Annotated in this window: 17 protein-coding genes; 9 read left to right on the top strand and 8 right to left on the bottom strand. The window is 44.5% G+C overall.

Annotated elements, in window-relative coordinates; all coding sequences use genetic code 11:
• The 4 genes from GB992_RS11215 to GB992_RS11690 form a co-directional block, all read left to right on the top strand.
• Positions 1-635 (top strand): IS30-like element ISLsa1 family transposase (locus tag GB992_RS11215; protein ID WP_161002518.1); only part of this gene is annotated, 635 nt, incomplete at its 5' end.
• Between the two features lie 372 nt (positions 636-1007).
• The gene (locus GB992_RS11210; protein WP_338131448.1) at positions 1008-1406 is read left to right on the top strand and encodes an ArsC/Spx/MgsR family protein; all 399 of its coding nucleotides are present in this window, start codon (positions 1008-1010) and stop codon (positions 1404-1406) included.
• Positions 1407-1616: 210 nt separating this feature from the next.
• Positions 1617-2153, top strand: a complete 537-nt coding sequence (locus tag GB992_RS11205; RefSeq protein WP_161002516.1) for a KxYKxGKxW signal peptide domain-containing protein — start codon at positions 1617-1619, stop codon at positions 2151-2153.
• Positions 2117-3535: a hypothetical protein gene (locus GB992_RS11690; protein ID WP_186337575.1), complete on the top strand. Its 1419-nt coding sequence runs from the start codon at positions 2117-2119 to the stop codon at positions 3533-3535. The genes GB992_RS11205 and GB992_RS11690 overlap by 37 nt, the downstream gene beginning before the upstream one ends.
• A 409-nt stretch (positions 3536-3944) precedes the next feature.
• Here GB992_RS11690 and GB992_RS11195 read toward each other — a convergent pair whose 3' ends face one another.
• The 5 genes from GB992_RS11195 to GB992_RS11175 all read right to left on the bottom strand — a co-directional run bounded on the left by GB992_RS11195 (position 3945) and on the right by GB992_RS11175 (position 9669).
• Positions 3945-5675 (bottom strand): FAD-dependent oxidoreductase, encoded by a 1731-nt coding sequence (locus GB992_RS11195; protein WP_161002515.1) that lies wholly within the window; start codon positions 5673-5675, stop codon positions 3945-3947.
• 18 nt (positions 5676-5693) lie between these two features.
• Positions 5694-6629, bottom strand: a complete 936-nt coding sequence (locus GB992_RS11190; RefSeq protein WP_347877389.1) for an FAD:protein FMN transferase — start codon at positions 6627-6629, stop codon at positions 5694-5696.
• A 99-nt stretch (positions 6630-6728) separates the two neighbouring features.
• Positions 6729-7493, bottom strand: coding sequence for a type I 3-dehydroquinate dehydratase (gene aroD, locus GB992_RS11185; RefSeq protein WP_161002514.1), 765 nt, complete (start codon positions 7491-7493; stop codon positions 6729-6731).
• A 42-nt stretch (positions 7494-7535) separates the two neighbouring features.
• Positions 7536-8735: an MFS transporter gene (locus tag GB992_RS11180; protein WP_161002513.1), complete on the bottom strand. Its 1200-nt coding sequence runs from the start codon at positions 8733-8735 to the stop codon at positions 7536-7538.
• A gap of 43 nt (positions 8736-8778) precedes the next feature.
• Entirely contained in the window at positions 8779-9669 is an 891-nt protein-coding gene (locus GB992_RS11175) for a shikimate dehydrogenase (protein WP_161002512.1), read from the bottom strand.
• Between the two features lie 139 nt (positions 9670-9808).
• On the opposite strand from GB992_RS11175, the gene GB992_RS11170 reads away from it, so the two are divergent.
• From GB992_RS11170 to greA, 3 genes are all read left to right on the top strand, one after another.
• A complete protein-coding gene (locus GB992_RS11170) occupies positions 9809-10729 on the top strand; it encodes a LysR family transcriptional regulator (protein ID WP_161002511.1) in 921 nt (306 codons plus the stop codon).
• Positions 10730-10850: 121 nt separating this feature from the next.
• The gene (locus GB992_RS11165; RefSeq protein ID WP_161002510.1) at positions 10851-11600 is read left to right on the top strand and encodes a glycosyltransferase family 2 protein; all 750 of its coding nucleotides are present in this window, start codon (positions 10851-10853) and stop codon (positions 11598-11600) included.
• Positions 11601-11661: 61 nt separating this feature from the next.
• Entirely contained in the window at positions 11662-12129 is a 468-nt protein-coding gene (gene greA / locus GB992_RS11160) for a transcription elongation factor GreA (protein ID WP_161002509.1), read from the top strand.
• 77 nt (positions 12130-12206) lie between these two features.
• On the opposite strand, the gene GB992_RS11155 is transcribed toward greA, so the two are convergent.
• The 3 genes from GB992_RS11155 to GB992_RS11145 form a co-directional block, all read right to left on the bottom strand.
• Positions 12207-13577: an FAD-dependent oxidoreductase gene (locus tag GB992_RS11155; RefSeq protein WP_161002508.1), complete on the bottom strand. Its 1371-nt coding sequence runs from the start codon at positions 13575-13577 to the stop codon at positions 12207-12209.
• 187 nt (positions 13578-13764) lie between these two features.
• Complete coding sequence (locus GB992_RS11150; protein ID WP_161002507.1) at positions 13765-14514, bottom strand: sulfite exporter TauE/SafE family protein; 750 nt, start codon at positions 14512-14514, stop codon at positions 13765-13767.
• A gap of 25 nt (positions 14515-14539) precedes the next feature.
• A complete protein-coding gene (locus GB992_RS11145; RefSeq protein WP_161002506.1) occupies positions 14540-15109 on the bottom strand; it encodes a YbhB/YbcL family Raf kinase inhibitor-like protein in 570 nt (189 codons plus the stop codon).
• 106 nt (positions 15110-15215) lie between these two features.
• Between GB992_RS11145 and GB992_RS11140 the strand changes: the two genes are divergently transcribed.
• Positions 15216-15782: a TetR/AcrR family transcriptional regulator gene (locus tag GB992_RS11140; protein WP_161002505.1), complete on the top strand. Its 567-nt coding sequence runs from the start codon at positions 15216-15218 to the stop codon at positions 15780-15782.
• Positions 15783-16338: 556 nt separating this feature from the next.
• Complete coding sequence (locus GB992_RS11135; protein ID WP_161002504.1) at positions 16339-19053, top strand: HAD-IC family P-type ATPase; 2715 nt, start codon at positions 16339-16341, stop codon at positions 19051-19053.
• Positions 19054-19130 lie beyond the last annotated feature (77 nt).

The raw sequence follows: 19130 nt of genomic DNA, 5'->3' as shown, positions 1-19130 counted from the left end.
ATAACTTGAGCACTGCGTCAATTTATAATTGGCTTAATCGTGGCTGGCTCCCCTTCAAATTGACTGATCTACCCAATCGGAATGTCCGCCAGCACCGAGTGAGCGAAAATCGTGGGAAATTTACAAGTGGGACTTCCATCGAACAACGGCCAACAACTGTTAATCAACGGTTAGCTTTTGGTCATTGGGAAGTAGATACGGTGCTTTCTAGTCGAAGTGAGTCACGATCATGTCTGGTTACATTCGTAGAACGTAAGACCCGACTTCTATGGGCCATCAAAGCCCCTAATAGAACGGCTAAGGCTCTAAACACCGCCTTTGGCAAGTTTATGGGGGCCTTCGGTCCCCAAGTAAAATCCATTACTGTTGATCATGGTAAAGAGTTTGCCAATTATCAGGCCTTAGAACAGGATTATCAGATCAAAGTTTATTTTTGCCATCCATATTCACCATGGGAGCGAGGTTCCAATGAATATTTTAATAGACGGTTACGCTGGTTCTTCCCGAAAAAGACCAATTTTAGCCAAGTAACGACTGATGAGATCCTAGCAGCACTTGAACTAATTAATCAACGACCATTAAAAATACATCATCAACAGACTGCCATTGAAAGATTCCGGGCTTGTTCGGATTAAACTTGTAATTTGCCATCCATGGAAAATTGATCTGATAATTGTGAGGTTTAATTTTCCATTTCTGCATCATGTTCTAAGCAAGGCAATAACACGTCGATGTTGATGATGAAAACAATTGAATTTGCCAATCGCAAATTCAATTGTTTTACATTAGTTGCTACAAGTGTTACCCCCTTGATTTTTTAGCGACTACAATATATCATTGTGCTTGTAAATCGTCCACAAGATGTACTCGCTATAAAAAGATAAATTTATAACGGATTAATCGGGAAACAATTTATGTATACCAATTCGTGTATATGCACTATTCGTGCGTGAACCATTTATTGACTAAGGCTTTTAAAATTTGAGAAAAAGGTTGGTATATTAACTATGGTAATAATTTATACCGCTCCATCTAATCGACCATCTCGAGAAGCTGTTCAATGGTTTAAAAGACATAACGTGCCTTTTACTGAAATAAGAATTACTCAGCATGATCGATTGTCAGTTAAGACTTTGAAAAGACTCATTGCTGCCTCAGAAGATGGCATAGATTCCATCTTGGCTCGTCGCTCAGCATCGTTGAAATCAATATCTGGCGTAGATGCGATGAGCTTGAATGATTTGTTACAGATGATGAGCCTAGACAACTACTTGATTCATTTTCCACTCATCTTTGATGACGAGAGGAACTTGCTAGTTACTCATGGGCAAGAGGAACTTGGCGTATTCATCTCCCACAAAGAACGGATTGCTGAAATGCGGGCACTTTTGGCAAGCCATGGATAACACGCTTTCAAAAATTACTAAAAGTCCGCGCTTTTTTCTTGTGTGGACTGAGCCAATTCTTCACTAATAAAAATAGGTTTTTGTTCAATCACTAGTTCCAATAAGTTGTGTACAACTTATTGGAACTATAAAGTGCAGTGATCACCAATTACATGTACAGATTCAAGCAAAATTTGAATAATTTCACTCTGTAAAGAAGGGCCTTACAAGATGAAACACTCAAAACTTAAGCAACATTATAAAATGTATAAGTCTGGTAAGCACTGGGTGTACATGGGAATAACAATATTGACGGTTTTCTCAGTTGACCTTGCTGTTGCTAACGTGAGTGCCAGCGCATCCACACCAGATACACCTTCTCAAACGTTTAATACAGAAAGCTCTGACTCATTGGCATCTAGTGGTCAGTCAGCAAGTGATAATACTCACACGTCAACCGTGTCGCCCCATGCAGATACATTTAAAAAATCATCTAATACATCAACAATTGCCAGCAAATCTCCGTCATCAGTTTTAAATGTACCAAAACCTGAAAATGACTCTTACTCATCATCAAGTAGTTCTACAGTATTGACTTCACATGCCGCAACTAGCTTAGATTCATCTTCAAACGATGTAAATTCATTGACATCTAATCATTCAGGTGCGCCTGTCCAAGCATCTTCGCCGTCCCCCACGTCTAGTTCCGCTAACTACCAAGCCTCCAAACCATGTCGGCAGATAAATCATCTGACTCACGTAGCTTGACTTCACAGGCTATCGACACTGAACAATTAAATCAGGCCGCGAACGATTTAAAGACGGCACTAAACGGTGCAATTAAATCACATATTCTTACAAGTAACCAGGAAATGACCGTTCAACAAAGTTTGGACCAAATGATTAGCAGCGTAAACAACGACGGAGTTTCAAACACACTTGATTCTGATAATTTCTATAATGCTCTATCAGATGTTGTATCAACCTTTCAGGTTCAGACATCATTGCAGGGACTGCCAACTTCACTTAGCAATCCGATTTTCGAGGCTGGAGATGCAATTCATGTGTTTCTCAATGAACAAAGCGGCCTCGTCCAAACTGCCACTAGCATTGCCCGCCTCACTGAGCTACTAAACAAACTGACTATTTCCATAAATCGTTTTGAATCGTCAACAGGATCTTTACCAGACGATGTCGTGGGTCAATACGTTCAGAGAATTGAAAACATTAGTGAGTCCGCTGGTTCGTCTCAAATCACTGATTTTATCGATGCCACCTTGAAGACGGGAAAAATCCTTAATGACTATGTGCAAACACCGGCTTCAATAGCGGTCAACAAAGGAATTCAACAAATAATTGATACGGGTTCAATGGGAGACATATCTCAAATGTTGTCCATTCTCAATACTGCGTTTGCCACACAATACCCGGACTTATCTGCAGCCCAAACAACAAATATTGTCCAGGACTTTTGGAATCGCTTTATACAGTGGGGAACAAGCGGTGACTTAAATCAATCTCCAGAAATGCCTGTACAAGAAGATGGCTTCAATATCGTTCCAGTCGCTATACCGGGACGCATCATGGAGCAGATATCTTCAGACTGGCCATATGCAAACGTAAACAGACTATGGAATGCAGCCGCGACAAAAATATTCAGTACCAATCCCGATTCACAAGAGTCAATCCAAACCATCTTAGGCGAGACAGAGTATCCAATTATTCAAGACCTACTGCCTTTAATCATATGGGTTAAGGTGCCCGTTACACCGACGCCGCCAACACCACCGACGCCGCCGACTCCACCAACACCGCCGACTCCACCAACACCACCTACTCCACCAACACCACCGACTCCACCAACACCGACGACTCCACCGACACCACCGACTCCACCAACGCCGACGACGACACCAGCACCGACGACGACACCTACTCCGCCTACTCCATCGACACTGCCTACTCCACCAATGCCAACACAGAAGATAAAACCGATCACAAACACGAGACAATTACGTCATGAAAAATCTCAGGCTTCAAATAATGTATTGCCACAGACCAACCAACAGGTTTCGCTTACGGCTGAAATTCTAGGTATTGTTTCAATGGGTTTAGGATTGCTCGGGTTCAACTATAAAAAGCGTCACTGAAAAGTCGTCAGTATTTGCAAGAAATTAAATTAAGATTGTCGTTGTCTCAGTAGCGCTTGAGAATGTATCGTCTTTAATCAAAAGGAACAGAATAGGAGGTAGGGCTTGAAACTTTCATCGTTTATTTACCAAAAACGGTACTATGCGCCCCAGTTATCCCTACCCCCTTCCATAAGCTACAATCGGCAATCTTTAGCATGTCACTCAGCTAGTAAAAGCCACAGCGGGCTCTCACCGCCTAGCACTTAATATCATGCATGCCGAGTGCGCCTACAAAAATAGCGTCACTTCCATCACGGAAGTGGCGTTATTTGTTTTGCATTAACTTCATTTTTAGTTTGGCTGAGAATTGGCTGAGGTCAGTTTGTTTGAAAACGGAAATTTTGCTTCAAATCCAACCTGACTTGGCTTAATTAGCGCTGGCCGTCTTTGCAGCCTCAACCGCTTGGCTGGCATAGAGGCCAGCCAAATAGCCTGATGAAATTCCCCATGTATTCATCATGCTTGGCATAGAATCATGACCGTTAGCACCACCCACAATTTCACCAGCAGCATAATAACCTGTCACATCTTGGTCATCTGTATTCTTAAGTTGCATGGTCGAAGGATCAATACTATAACCACCCAACGTCGTGGAAAACCGATCACGCTGTTCAACAACATAGAACGTTTCACCATAAAACTGATGTAAGTACTGTGCATCACGACCGAAGTCTGGATCTTCTCCTGTTTCGGCTTGTTCCTGATAACGCTGAACCGTTTTAACCAATTGATCAGAATTGATGCCAGCTGCCTGAGCAACCTCGCGTAGACCACCTTTAACAAACACTGGCTTCTTGTCTGGATTATCAAAGTAACCCTGAATCTCAGCCGCAGTGAAATCATGTAGTACCAGCAAGGCATAAACTTCTTTCCAAGTGCGTTCGTCCATCACCATAAACGCAACTTTGCCCGGCTGGTCAAGAATAGCATCTCGGAACTTAGCGTAAACGTCTGATTCATTAACGATCCGCTGACCACGGTTATTCACATAAATAGCACCCATATCAGTGGCTTTTTTCGAAGCATACGTTGTCAGTTTGGCAATCCCTGGCTCCACTTCAACACCGTGTGGATAAACTTTGTACCAACCGAGATCGTGTGATTTCAAACTCAATTTGTCATTAAAACTGTACGCATCCCCTGTAGACGTCATTGGGCCATAATAGTCGATGCCTTCACTTTCAGTGCCACGCATCTTCTGATTGGCACCATACCCACCTGCGGCCAAAACAACCGCCTGTGCGTGAATAGTAATCGTTTTATTTTTAGCTTCTGCTACAAGACCAGTTACACGATCATTATCGGTCAAAATATTTTCAACGCGGGCATCTAAAAGTATTTGACCACCGTTTTGTTTAAATGCCGCTGAAACCTTTTTTATAAATTCAAAACTAGAAGCACTCGGCAACTCAATCTGTCGCTCCACAGAGTGCTCGGGCGTTTGTGTTTGAGCTTTTTGGTACTCGAGATCCGCATAGTCGCTGATAAAATCGATTGCTGAACCGATATTATTTACCATTAACTTAGTTAACTCAGGCAAGTTCGTGTTACGACTTTCTTTTGTCACATCATTGAGCAATTGTTCCGGTGAATCTTGCTGTTCTGGGAAAATGCGCGCCGCAACCTTTGAACCAGTGGCCGTCACGTTAGAACCATTAAGAATAGTTGCACCACCAAGATAGCCGTTTTTTTCGACTAAAATCACCTTGTGTCCCAAACTGAGTGCCCGACTAGCGGCAACCAAACCAGCTTCACCACCACCGATTACGGCAACATCTGCGGCTAGTTCGACATCTTGATGTTCCGTGTTCGTTGGAACCGAATGTAACTTAACAGCAGCCGCGTTAACCGCAGACTTGGCCGATGTTAACAGGGCTTTTGTCATCACTGTCGCACCACTGATCGTATCAACATCAAATGACTGGTTGGTAATAATATTTTGCTTAAGTGTATCAACCACCTGATTAAAAATACCTGGCGTTTCGGAATGCTTTAACACCTTAAAATCGTCGATATGGTCATTTGAAACGTCCACTTCATAATTAATAATACCGTTGTGACCATTTGCCTGGCCGGTAATTTGCTGTTCATTGCTCATAATGGATTCTTCCTTTACTTATCTTTCCAAACCACGAGACATTAATATTTTATTCTGACGGGTAACAAAAACGGCTTCGACATCTGTCATATGATCAACCAATTCGAGCCCACGTCGACTACCTGCAAAGAAACAGACCGTCGTTAAGATTTCAGCCAATGTCGATTCCGGCGTCACGATAGTAACAGAGGCAAGATCGTTATCAATTGGATAACCAGTTAACGGACTAAGAATATGATGATACCGGTGACCGTCAACAATGAAGTATCGTTCATCAATACCAGAAGTCACAACACTTTTCGCCACCGTACTTATTGTCGTCAACGGCTGCCTAGTTGGCTGTTGTGGATTGCGAATGCCCACGTGCCACCGGCCATCCGAAGTTAACGGATTGCAGCCAAACAATTGAACGTTACCACCAAGGTTCACAATGCCAGTTTTCAGCCCATTCGATTGCAACAGATCAATAATTTGATCGGCAAAATACCCTTTGGCAATCGCACCCAGATCCAATTCCATTCCGCGCTTAGTCAGATAAACCGTTTGCTGGTCGTCATTCAACAGAACATCATCGGGTTTGATAAGCTGCAACCGGGCCTTGATATCTGATGGAGCTGGCAACTGCTGTCCATCGAAACCAATTCGCCATAGTTTCACAAGCGGACCGATTAAGACATTAAAACTGTCACGGTATTTGCGACTCGCCACTACGCCCCGTTTGATCAGATCGTACAACTGCCGTGGTACTTGCACTGGTTGCATACCAGCTTGACGGTTAATCTTCATCAACAGGGAATCCTCTAGATTAGCCGAAAATATCCGATCCGCATCCTGTAAGTAATCGTAAACGACCTCGACTGCAACCGGATTACGTTTGAATAAGGTCAGTGAAATCACCGTGCCAAACATCTCAGACTGAGAAACGTACTTTTTTGTAGTCACATTGTTCGACACCGCAATACCCCCTGACTCACACTGACTGATCGATGATAAAGTACGGACCGACCAACAATCAGTCATTTGGTCGGTCCATCTGTCATGCTATTCGAGTTTCTAGCTCAACTTCAAATCTTCTAGTTCTTGACGTAAATTCTGTAGCGGAATCTGTCCTGGTGCTGAAGCGGCACCAACTGTTGCAAACGTTAATGCAGAGCCAAAAGTTTCGCCTGCAATCCGAGAAACTTTGCCCAAATCACCCATCGACATTGTAATCAGTGGCCGATTTACCGATGCTGCAGTTTTAGCAGTGGCCGTTAATAGGGTCAAGACATCGTTAGCGTTATGAGGCATTACTGCCATCTTGGCAACATCGGCGCCGAGTTCAACCATGCCTGTTAAACGTGACTGAATTTCATCAGCAGCTGGTGTTTTGTCAAAGTCATGATTGCTCATAATGACGATTATATTTTCTTCATGAGTCTCGCCAACTAATCCTTTCACGGCTGTTTCATCATGAAAACGTTCAACATCTAGTGCATCGGTAAAGTGCCCTTGAAGAACAGTCTCGCAAACCTTGAAATAACCATCATCGGCCAATGTCAGTTCGCCGCCTTCACCTTTGGTTCTAAAGGTCGTTAACAACGCAATGTCGCCAAGAATTTGACGTAGTTGCTGGCCCGTTTGAGTTAACTGCCCTGCATCTAAGACACCATCAAAATAATCAATTCGCCATTCCACAACATCTGGTTTGACCGTGACGATCTTCTGGGCCTGTTCACCGATTTCGTCCGCGGTTTTGCCGGTAATCGGTACCGCAATTTTCGGTCGACCAACACCAAGAGTGATATTTCTGAGTTTAACTGTTGCTTGATTGATCAAGATGTTTCACCTCTCTAAAATTGCTTCGATTAGAAATCATATCTAGATAAACTTGTACTTCAAATTACGGACCATCACTAAGGCGATTAACAACACCCCAATCAAAGTCACGGCAATATCAAGTTTGAACACCCACAACACACTGGCAGCCGTATTGTTAATCACAAAACTTGAAACAAATGGACCAACGAAATAAGTCAATGCTGCCATGAAGCTGTAGTAACCCGTAACTTTTCCCTTTTCTCGTGGAAAATACTGTGACAGGATGGTCAAACCCAGTTGCCAAATGCCGCCGGCCGCAAAGAATCCAATAACAATGCTCGTTACCTGTGCTAACCACAGGCTCGGCATCATCGTCATCCATCCCAAGAAAATCAATGAGATGCCCGAATAAGCCAAAACTAGATACATTGGTTTAACCTTTGTCACAATAACGGAGGTTACAAATACTGAAATTAGGGATGCAATCGCATACCAGGAAACCAACCCCTTTGCGGTTGCCGCGCTGACCTTCAAAACGGAGATACCAAAATTTGGCACATACTGTGTAAACACATAAAACGTAAAGGAAATCGTAAAACCGAGAACAACCAATGCGGTCCCATCAATGAGAACGCTAGGCTTTGCTTTCGCAACATTTTGATTGTCCAATGCTTTGTCAACCGATGTCTGTTTCGATTCTGGTTTGCTTTCATTTTGTGGGCCGAACTGACTGCGCATGATAATGACGCCATCGACGACCATGATAACGGTCATACCAATCAAGGCTACCTTTGAATCGGGGATAGCAGCCACAATAAACGGTAAAGCAAACTGGGCAAGTGACATTGCAGCCTTAACAAGTGAATTCATGCTAGCTGCACGATTTGTAAAAGCATCCGACAATGCTGGATAACTCGACGCATCACTGAAGGAATCGGTGGCACCCATAAATAGTGCAAAGATTGAGGCCCACACAACATCTCGACTCAATACCAATCCCAAAAAGAAAATAATCGTCGTAGCAATACCGACAAGCATCGTCAACTTTCGACCAAAACGATCTAATACATAACCTGCAAAAAGAAGCGTTAACAACCGACCGATCCCAATCATCGAAATAACGGTTGAGATTCCTTTTAAGTTGGTATTCCAAAGTTGCTGAAAGCTATTACTGTACTGAGAAATAATAATCGTTGCCATTCCAATGATGGCGTAGTTGAGGTATATTCCCGTTGCCAACGGCACGTATTTCTTTGTCATTTTTTCACAGCCATTTCTTTATTTTGCTCCAACTTTAAAAAGACTATTTGGTAGTAACACCGTCATCGTTGAACAAAAGGTCACGAATATAATCAACTGGCATATCTTCACCCGTCCACAATTTAAAGGCCTCAGCACCTTGTTCAAGCATCAGGCCTAAGCCGTTAAAGACATGTTTGACGCCAGCTTGTTCGGCCACTTTCATCAGTTTTGTTGTTCGTGGCGCATAAACGGTATCAAACACAATCATGTCCTGTCGGAACCAGCTAGGATCGCTCACTAAGGTTTCATCCTCTAAAGGCTTCATGCCGACACCCGTGGAATCACAGTAGATTGCTGATTCAGAAATTTGCTGTTTGAAGTCATCTTGATCAGCTAACGTGTGTAACGTCGCGTGACAATTCGTCTTCTCATTAATAATGTCGACGTTATGCTTAGCATTCTTTTGGTAAACACTATCCAAATCAAAAATGGCAATTTCTTTTACACCATCTAAAGCTGCTTGAATGGCAATCGCAGTACCAGCGCCACCGGCACCAGCCAACGTCATCTTTTCACCACGAATATCCAAACCTTCATCAGACAGTGATTTCATGAATCCTGTACCATCGGTTGTGTAACCTGTTAAAGTCCCATGAGCATTTACAATCGTGTTAACGGCCCCAACCATTTCTGCAGCAGGATCCAATTTATCAAGCAATGGAATGACTTTTTGCTTATTTGGCATTGAGATATTTGATCCACGCATATCCAGCGTTCGAATAGACTCAATTGCGCTTGGTAAAGTATCGTTGCCAACTTCAAAGGCCAGGTATGCGTAATTCAATCCTAATTTTGCAAATGCATTATTGTGCATAGTTGGTGACATTGAGTGTCGGATCGGATAAGCCATCAAACCAATTAAAATTGTGTGTCCATCAATACGTTCAGTCATTTTAAGTCACTCCTATATTCTTGTTCCTAATTTTGTTAATTAATTCACTTGCTATGTTAACGGTTACAAAGATACAAATAAATAACGCTTACTTGTTCAATCAATAGAATTCTTCTATCATTTAATCAGAGGTGATTTTATGAATTTGCGCCACTTAGTTTTCTTTCAAGAATTAGCCAAAACTCAGCATATGGCAATTGCCGCCGAGCATCTTGGTATTTCGCAACCGTCTCTAAGCTACGCCATTAACGGGTTAGAAAGTGAGCTTGGCGTCCCATTATTCGAGCATGAAGGTCGCAACATTAAACTCACTCGATTTGGCAAATCATACTTAACATACGTTAATACTGGTCTTGCCAAACTAACCCAGGGAGAAGAACTCATTCGGCAACTGATGGACGCCAACACAGGACACATTGAACTTGGCTTCACATATACACTTGGACAAAGCCTGGTGCCATCAGTCATGAGTGCCTTTCAGAAAGCCTCTAATAATACCAAGATCTCTTTTGCACTCACGCAGGGTAACTCATTTCAATTACTGAAGGCACTCCGCGATGATTCACTTGATCTTGTCTTGGCCTCTCGTGTTCAAAAACTGGGTGACATTGAGACCAGTAAAGAATTTCTCTTCACACCACTAGTGAAACAGGAGATAGTCTTAGCGGTACCTGCAAATCATCCATTAGCACATAAGAAGAACGTTTTCGTTAGTGATATTGCTAAATACCCTCTCATTAGCTATTCAAAGACAAGTGGGTTAAGACCGCTGATTGATAAAATTCTTGAACGTTCTGGTATCAGCCCACAAATCCGATACGAAGTTGAAGAAGATTACACAGTAGTCTCATTCGTAGAGCATAATTTTGGGATCGCTTTGGTACCAAATTTGCCACAGCTTAAACAAGAACACGTTAAGTTGTTACATCTCACCGACAATTATGCCGCTCACCAATTGTATTTGGTTACTAAAATTAATCAGTTTATGGCACCGTCAGTTACACGATTTCGAGATTTTTTGATACATTACTGTGCTTCCGATATCAATGGTTACGAATAGCCAGTTAGTAAATTAATCAGTCTCTCTAATAGCTGTCATATCCAAGTATGAATCTCCCCCTTTTTGCCAGTTTCCTCGTATCATCAAGCCAAGTGAATATTTCCTTGAGGGAGGTTAAATCATGAGCGAACAAAAACAATCGGCCATTACTGCTGTTGTGACCGTTTATAATCTTGGTAATTATCTGGATCCCTGTTTGGCCAGTTTAGCGCGCCAAACATTAAGCGATTTCGAAGTCATTATGGTTGATGATCATTCAACAGATGGGTCAAATAGTGTTATCGAAAAATGGGCGCAAAAGGATTCTCGCTTCATTGCCGCGCATTTGCCAGAGCACAGTGGTGTGTCGGCTGCCCGCAACTACGGCATTGACCATGCGAGCGCACCAGTGATCTGCTTTGTGGATGGTGATGACCTATGTGAACCAAACTATCTGCAAACTTTCGTGGACGGTATGAGCCAACCCGGTGTTGACCTTGTAACTGTCGGCTATCGTTGGGGTGGCTACGCCCGCGGAGCCGTTTCCGGTATCACCGGATGGCACGAAATTAGTCAAGACGACATGTTATCCGAGGCCACAGAACACGGTACCCAAATTGGTGGCTATACTTGGAATAAAGCATTCCGAGTTAGTGTTATCAATCGTTTGATGCTACGTTTTGACACCCATTTAAAACTGGCTGAGGATTTGCTGTTTACTGCGGACTACGAAGCCGGTGCACAGCGTTTTCTATTTAATCCAACACTCGTCTACAACAAAGTAAGTCGGCCTGGTAGCACCATCCATACTGCATCAATGGCTATGCGCCGCGGCGAGATGGAAGTTGACGCGCACATTGACCAGTTGCGAGAAAACCTGAATGCAGGATGACGATGACTGCCCACTGTCTTATAATTGTGGGGAATAATCACATCCAAAGGAAGTTTGTCGCATGCAGTTAACCGCAAATTCAATGACGCCAGCTGGCTATCACCAAATCGAACAGGAAATCACCCGTTTGGAGTTGGACCGTCCCAACCGCATCAAACAGTTGCAGGAAGCCCGCGCTCTAGGTGACCTATCAGAGAACGCCGAGTACAGCGCCGCCAAACGTGATTTGCGTCACCTAGAAAGCCGTTTGCGTTATCTTAACAAGTTGCTACAATACGCGGAGGTTGTCACCCCACAAACCCCGGATCAGGTTGAGATTGGCAAGCATGTCGATGTGCAATTCGAGGACGAAAACGATACTGACGCCTACCAGATTGTCGGTAAATTTGAAGCAGATTTGGATGCCAACAAAATTTCGTTTGATTCACCGTTGGGACGCGCCATGATCAATCATAAGGTCGGTGACACTGTCACGGTTAACGCACCAAACGGGGATTATCAGGTTACAATCAGGAAAATTAAGGGTTAAAGTTCATTTAGGTTGTAAAAAAGCCAACGCAATTTCTCGCGTTGGCTTTTTCATTATTTAAAATAACGTTTCAAATATTAGAACCGTGCACGCCTCAAAGCATGTTGTGCGGCTAGGTTAAGCAAACTCCATTGACGGTCAAAACCAGGCTGGAAGAAGAAATCAGCGGTGGCTAAATCTTCCAATGTCAGTTTATGCGCAACAGCTAAAGCAATCACGTTGCCTTGAGCAGTAATGTCATACTTGGAGAGGACGGCGCCACCAAGGATTTGGTGCGTCAGTGGATCAAACGTCAAGCTTGTGTAAACATCCGTGTTGCCGGCACTTGCTGGCACATAGGCTGGTCGTAAAGTGTCCTTGTAAGCACTGGTTGCAACTGGCACATCAACTTTAGCAGCCGTGGTGGTGTTCAAACCAGCAGCGGCAAAGTGATAATCAAACACACTTAATGCAGACGCACCAACAACTCCTTTGAATGGAACAGCAGGCGTTTCTTCAAAGATGTGATCAACCACATACTGAGCTTCACGACGAGCGGTGGTTGCTAACGCGATTGGCGTTGGCTTGCCGGCTGGGATAGACAATGGCAGGATCGCATCCCCCATGGCATAAACATCAGGCAAGTTCGTTTGTAAGTATGGGTTGACGTCAATAAAACCACGGTCCGTTAAGTTAACTGTGCCTGACAGCCAAGCCGTATTTGGTTTAACGCCAGCTGCACAAATAACGAGATCAGCTGGATAAGTCTTGTCAGCGGTCTTTACACCAGTAACAGACTTGTCTCCTTCAAACGACTTAATCGACTGAGACAAAGCCAATTCAACACCCTTGCTGGTCAGCTCTTTAGTGACAACGTCAGTCAAATTTTCGTTGAGATAGTTGCCTAATGGGCGGTCAATCATGTCCATTAATGTGACGTGCTTACCAGCCTTAGTAAAGACTTCGGCAGCTTCAATCCCAATGTAGCCAGCGCCGATAACGGCAACGTTCTTAATGCTATCATCCGTAGTGTCCGCCTTGATCTTGCTAGCCCAGTCGTAACCACGCATTGCGTAGATGCCATCTAAATCGTGCCCTGGAACTGGCAAAACCGTTGGCGTTACACCAGAGCTCAAAATCAGTTTGTCATAAGCGACTTGCTCAGTCTGACCAGACTTAACATCCTTCACGCTGACTTCTTTCTTGTCAGCATTGATGGCCGTAACTTCGTGATTGTTGAAGACGTGACCACCCTTGCTGGTAATGTCTTCTGGTTTAAAGTTACGGACGTCTTCTTGCGCGGTTACCTTGTCCTCCAAGAATAATTCCATCCCGCATGACATGAATGAGACAAAATCACCTGCTTCATAAATCGTGACATCCACGTCCCGATACTTATCCAACAGTTCAATTGCTGATTCGTGACCACCATGTGATGCACCGACAATAACGATTTTTGTTTTACTCATAAATAGTTAACCTCCATCGTATGTTTTAGAATCATTCTAATTCTTCTAACACACATACTGTAAAACTTGCACAGTTATGATGCAAGACCCGCTCACGAATTCAAACACGAAAAAAGCCGATAACATCAATGCTATCGGCCAATTTAAATTTTTTGCAACTTATTTTTTCTTAATTCAGGCAAACGGATTAAAGAATCATCCTCAAGCCCATGACTACTAATAACAATCCCATCATTGGCTGCAAGACCAAGTTTAGCACCCGTTTGTTTAACCGGTTAATAATAATTGGGGCTAAAGCTGCACCAATGATTGCCCCAATCATGAGACCAAAACCAATGGACCAATCCACGTGGCCACTGGACATGTGAAAGAGCAACCCGATCAGCGTCGTACCGACTAACACGTATGAGGAGGTCGCAGCGGCATGCACGGTATCTAACCCCATTAGTAATAAGCCAGCTAAGATTGGACCGCCACCACTTAACCCGGCAACACCAACCATTAGGCCACTTAAGATACCGAATGCGATTGCTTGAATCCGTTTGGTATCACCGTTGGCCGTTTTATTCCGGTGTGGCAAATACTGACGTGCAATAATTTGGACGCCGAGCAGCACCAAGATAATCGCGATCACCCAGGTATAGATTTTGGTCGGTATAAACGGTGATAACAAAGAACCAACAATGGTCGCAGGCAACGCTGCCAGTAACATCCGATTACCAACTTTAGCTTCTACATTTCCCGTGCGATAATGACTGTAGGCGCCGACACATAGCGATGGAAATGCCGTAAATAGTGAGGTTGCGGCCGCTACAGCAGCCGGCAAGTGAAAGACGCCCGTTAATACGCCTAAATAGATGGCCGCACCACCGCCACCCATCGAAATCACCAGCGTACCAATAATAAAACCGGTAATAATTAACTCAATCCACAACATGGTTTATCCTTCTCTCTAAACAACATTAATCAGTCTCACTCTGTTTGTTGGTCGAAACCTTGGTGTACAGCAAATTTTGAAATGCCATTTCCGTAATGTCCTCGTCGTTCACATGCGCCATCAAGTCGGCTAAGGAAAAGCCTTGTTGCAATCCCAACGGTTGTGCGAACCCATAAACAGTCAATTGATAGTGATGTGTTCCTGATTTTGGCCGTGGACCGGCGTAGTGCTGCTCCAACCACGTGTGTTGAGCACGCAATTTCCACCACGGTGCCCGTAAATCCTGAATGATAGAGTGCAAACTGTTTTCACCCTGAGGCACGTTCGTGTGGCAACTAAAATCTGCCGGCACAATTAAGGACTGACCTTCAACAGGCGCATCAGCGACCAGCCAGTGTGTCCACGGAAACCCAAACATAGGCACCGTATCGTAGTCAATCAGCTTCCAGGCCACCACCTTGGTAGCACTACTTATGTCAAGAATCTCAAACGGAAATGATTTTGGGGTCACCCCTTCGACCTTTTCCGAAGAAATCGCATTGCCACCATACTGATCAGGAATTATCCTATCTGAAAACGGAAATCGTAATTTCATTATTCAAAACTCACATCTCTTTTTATTTTACACTTTGTAAGTATAATTTACATGTTGTAAAATGTAAATATAAACAAACCACTTTCTATGAAGGAGTCATTAATTCATGGTTCAAAAACGCGATTTATCTGCTGAAAAAATCATTCAAACGGCCACAGACCTAATTAAAGCTGACGGCGCGGACGCCGCTACGTTTGGTAACATCGCCAAGGCACTTAACTGTCGAACGCAGGCCCTTTACTTCTACTTCAAAAATCATAACGACCTGCTGCTTGGTGTGGCAACAAACTTTTTCGCAACCCTTAATCAAGAAGTCCAAACGGCCTGCTTCGATTTAAATGGTCGGGAGGCACTGATCAAAATGGCCACTACCATCCGTAACTATGGTCGCCAAAACCTGGACCTATCACTAGCGGTGATGCGAACGTCTGGACTGCCCGACCACCTGTCAGCTTTCAACGAAACACGTCATTTATCCGAAATGATGCAACGATACATTGGCGATTTTGTCAGCGATCCCGTACAACAACTATCCATCTCCCGTGGTGTCCGGGCCATGATCATCGGTGAAGTTGTCAGCGAAAGTGTCGGCTGGTTTACGAATCCTGCTATCGATCGCGATGACAGTTTCGTCGACAATTTGATGCGGCTGTTCGATGAGTCACAAAAATAGATATCTGTGTGGACCTGCCTTTGCACTGGCAAAAGTACCACATCGTACCCGTTACGCTGACTTGAAACGCCGTTCCCTGGGACCGGTCTCAGCCCCAAAGTCCGGGTCTTCAACCTCGGACTCTGTTTCAACTCAGCTCCACTCTTTTAAGAAATATCCTTTCATCCGCCAAGATATTGGGACGAAAGGATATTTTTGTAAATTTTACTGCTAGATTAGCTGGAGGGCGTCAACAGTGATACCGAGCCGTGAAGGTGGTGTTAATTCGAATGATTTTCTCGAATTTACAGCACGGACGGGCACAGAGACTCGCGGGTCACGAGGCTCTGTGGCGAGGCGAAAGACCGTGAACTTCGGGCTTAAACCGGTCCCACGGCGAGCGTGTCACTGTTGACAACCGCAAGCGACAAGTCACCACAAACAGAACCTTAAATCACCAATAAGGTTTTACTCTTTAGCCATTATATTTCGAAACGATATTGCTTTAATGATGGCAAGCTGACATGATATACTTTTCTCACTAAAACTAACTTAATTCAGAAGGAGTCTTCATTTAATGTCACAGAACCCAAATACCGCACCTGATGCACCTGACCCCAAACCGAGTCCCGTCTATGTACAAACGGAAACCGAGGTTTTGGATCACTTTCATAGTGATCTCGAAACAGGGCTAACGGCCGAAACTGCAGCCGACCGACTGGCAAAAAATGGGCCAAATGAACTGACGGCTCATGTCACACCAAAATGGTTGATATTCCTGCGTCAGTTTAACAACGTAATCATCTACATTCTGCTATTTGCGGCTGCTTTTACCCTTTTCATTCGTCACTATTCCGACGCCGTCGTTATCGGTTTGGTAGTCATTATTAATGCCTTGATTGGCTACTTTCAGGAAGTCAATGCCAGCAACGCGCTTGATAAAATCAAGTCGATGTTGTCTACCGAAGCCACGGTTATTCGGGACAGTGCACGGACAGACGTGCCGGCCACCGAGTTAGTAACCGGTGACATTGTCTATCTGGAGGCGGGTGACAATGTCCCTGCCGACATGCGGATTCTCGATTCTGATAATCTGCGGATTCAAGAATCGGCTTTGACCGGTGAACCAGATTCTGTGCTTAAGAACTTTGATCCACTGAAAGACAGTAAAACACCGCTAGCTGAGCGTGAAAACATGGCCTACGCCAGCACTGCCGTAACTAATGGGAGTGCTACTGGGATCGTCACGGCAACTGGACACGACACTGAACTTGGTCAAATTGCCGATGATGTAACGGATGTCAAACAAACCAAAACGCCATTGATGAAGGAACTCGATCGTTTGGGAACCTGGATTTCCTACTTCATCATCGCCGTTGCCATTGCACTGTTTATCTTTGGTTGGGTGCGCCACTTATATGCGTTACCAACCCTCGCACTAGCAATCATCACCATGATTGTAGGTTCCCTGCCTGAAGGGTTGCCGGCTTCAACTTCCGTCATTCTCGCAATGGGCGTGAACACGATGGCGCGCAACAAAGCAATCGTTAAGACGTTACCTTCCGTAGAAACGCTAGGTGCTGTCGACATTATCGCCACGGATAAAACCGGGACGTTAACGAAGAACGAAATGACAGCTCAGGATATCATTACTAAGAATCATCAGTATCAAGTTACAGGAACTGGCTATCAACCTAAAGGTCAGATTATGGCAAATGGTCAACCAGTTAACGTTCAGGATGACCCAATCTTGAAGGAACTGTTAATCAGTGGTTTCGAAGCCAACGATACCATGCTACAAGAAGAAGATGGCCAGTGGATCCTGAATGGTGAACCGACTGATGGTGCCTTTCTCACGCTATACCACAAAGGCTGTGGCATGGACGAGCCTGCGTTTGAGGAGTTGGACCGCATTCCGTTTGACTCCGACTATCGTTACATCGCCCGCCTCAGTGTCCGTGAAGATGGTCAACATGAAGTGTTCGTAAAGGGTGCTCCTGACAAACTTTATGAAATGGCGCAGGCAGCTGACCCGACTTTTAATGTCGATCACTGGAACGACGTCATTCACGACTTAACTACTCAAGGCAAACGGGTTGTGGCAGTGGGCCGTAAACTCGTGGGCAAAGACGTTAGCGAAGTCACACACGAAACATTGCGCGATGGTGTCGACTTTCTCGGGATCGTCGGGATTATTGACCCGCCACGTGAAGAAGTTATTGATGCGTTAAAAGAAATGCGAACTGCCGGGGTCAAAGTTAAAATGATCACCGGTGACCATCCTGACACGGCAACTGCCATTGGCCGTCAACTTGGTTTGGCAGATAACATCCAAACCATCACGGGTGCTGAGCTAGATGACATGTCACCTGACGAACTCCGTGCCAACATCAATCGATATGATGTGTTTGCCCGGACGACGCCAAGCAACAAACTGGCCATCATCAAAGCCTACCAGGAAAACGGGAAGATTACGGCGATGACTGGTGATGGTGTCAACGATGCGCCTGCTTTGAAACGCGCCGATATTGGTGTTGCGATGGGTATCAAAGGGACCGATGTAGCAAAAGATGCGGCCGACATGATTTTAGTCGACGATAACTTTACGACGATGACAAAAGCCATTCGTGAAGGCCGGCGACTGTACGACAACATCAAGAAGACCATCGCCTTTCTGTTGCCAACCAGTTTTGCCGAAGGTTTAATTGTCGCATTCAGTATTTTGATGCAACAAAAACTGCCATTGGTCCCAACGCAATTGCTCTGGATCAACATGGTTTCAGCCGTCACAATTCAGTTTGCGTTCATTTTCGAACCGGCTGAACAAGGCATTATGCAGCGACGTCCGCGGAAAACTGGTTCAACCCTGATGAACAAACATGACGTGTTCCAAATGGCCTATGTGTCCGTCTTAATAGCGGCGATGGGACTGTGGGCGTTTGACTGGCTCACCAATAACGGCGTCAGCCAAGTCATTGCCAGCACGATTACCGTTAACGTCATTGTGTTAGGTAAGGTGTTCTACCTGTTCAACATTCGCAGTCCACATCTGGCCTTCTCAAAGAACTTCTGGACGAACAAAATGGCATTTGTCGTCATTGCTGCACTGATGTTGCTGCAACTCGCGCAAGCATACATTCCGTTTATGCAGGATATCTTCAAGACTGGTCCAATGAGTTGGAGTCAATGGGGATTGGCGATTGGCTCCGGGTTTGTCACGTTAGTCGTTACTGAAGCCGACAAGATTATTCGGATGCAGTGGCACAAACGTAAACAGCCACGCATGAACTAATAACACTTAATTTACAAAAGAAGCAGTACCGTCAATTTTGTTGACAGTACTGCTTTTCGTTTGCCATGCGAGTAAAC

The organism is Furfurilactobacillus milii (assembly GCF_009863985.1).
Lineage (GTDB): Bacteria > Bacillota > Bacilli > Lactobacillales > Lactobacillaceae > Furfurilactobacillus > Furfurilactobacillus milii_A.
Note: the sequence above shows the minus strand (reverse complement) of the source record. Positions and strands in the feature narration are given on the sequence as shown.